Below are 1,083 nucleotides of genomic sequence, written 5' to 3' on the forward strand. Positions count from 1 at the left end.
TCACGGATGAAAGAGAAATGGCGTGTTCCGCTTTGACTACGCCGCGATAAGCTGATGATCCTCCAATTCTTCAAGGGGCAAGGCATTGCGCGCGGCGCTGCGTGGAAATTCCGCGCCCGCCCTCTCATTCGAGTTTACTTGCAGGAGGAACAGCATCCATGACGACCATCGCATTCGCCCTCAACCATATAACTGCTCCGGTCCTGCCGCTGGACGATTTTTTCGCGCTTGCAAAATCGCTCGGCATCTCGGCCGTGGACGATCAGGGAGCGCTCACGGTTCGCAAGCGAGGTCGTCGCGGCCATTCGTAAGGCCGTTGATCGAGACTTTCCGATTATTTTTCGCGTGAGCCAGTGGAAGCAGCAGGATCTCACTGTACGGCTGGGCGAGACGCCGGCGCTGATGACTGACTGGCTGCTGCCGTTGGTGGAAGCTGGAGTGGATGTCCTGCACTGGTCGCAGCGGCGGTTCTGGAAGCCTGAGTTTCCTGACATCGATGGCGAGAAAGACCTGAACTTGGATGGGCTAAAAAACTAACCGGTGCTGCAACAATACCGTAAGCTCGGTCGGCCTTGATGGCGATTTCATTTCTGCTTTTGCGGGTAAAGGGGCGGAAACCAAGGCACTGGAACGTTTGATCGAACGAACGGAGCGCGACGAGTTCGATATGATCGCTGTTAGCCGCGCTCTGATCAGCGATAGCCATGTGGAGGGATGATGTCCTCAACAGACCGAATTAGCAGGCTATAAAAGCAAGACCGCGTGCAAAGGAGGGCGGGCATTAAAGAATTAGGTTTGGCGGCCTTGTTATAGATCAATCCCGACCGCGCCAGCGACATATTCAAGGCTCGCGCGCAGCTTCGAGCCCAGGCCCGGGTCTCGCTGGGTTTCTGGGGAAAACGGCTCGAAGGAAACATAGCCCGAATACCCGGAAGCCTTCAGTTCCAGCAATTGACTGATATTGTGAACGCGGTCACCAGTGAAAACCAGCCCCCGGTCTGGCTCGGTGAGCTCTTCGGAAACGAGTTCCAAACGAGCTATCCCCGATATATGCGTGAGACCGATTCGCTCCGGGTGAAGCTG

3 pseudogenes are annotated in these 1,083 nt (G+C 56.0%); 2 read left to right on the top strand and 1 reads right to left on the bottom strand.

The annotated features are described in order from the left end of the window. Window positions 1–158: 158 nt before the first annotated feature. Window positions 159–278 (top strand): annotated as a pseudogene (locus A3AY_RS39165) (TIM barrel protein); the annotation flags it as partial. Next, window positions 259–703, top strand: a pseudogene (locus A3AY_RS35255) (beta/alpha barrel domain-containing protein); the annotation flags it as partial. The pseudogenes A3AY_RS39165 and A3AY_RS35255, both read left to right, overlap by 20 nt. A gap of 104 nt (window positions 704–807) precedes the next feature. On the opposite strand, the pseudogene A3AY_RS35260 reads toward A3AY_RS35255, so the two are convergent. Next, window positions 808–1,083: pseudogene (locus A3AY_RS35260) on the bottom strand (TIM barrel protein); the annotation flags it as partial.

The organism is Rhizobium giardinii bv. giardinii H152 (assembly GCF_000379605.1).
In the GTDB taxonomy this organism is placed as follows: domain Bacteria; phylum Pseudomonadota; class Alphaproteobacteria; order Rhizobiales; family Rhizobiaceae; genus Pararhizobium; species Pararhizobium giardinii.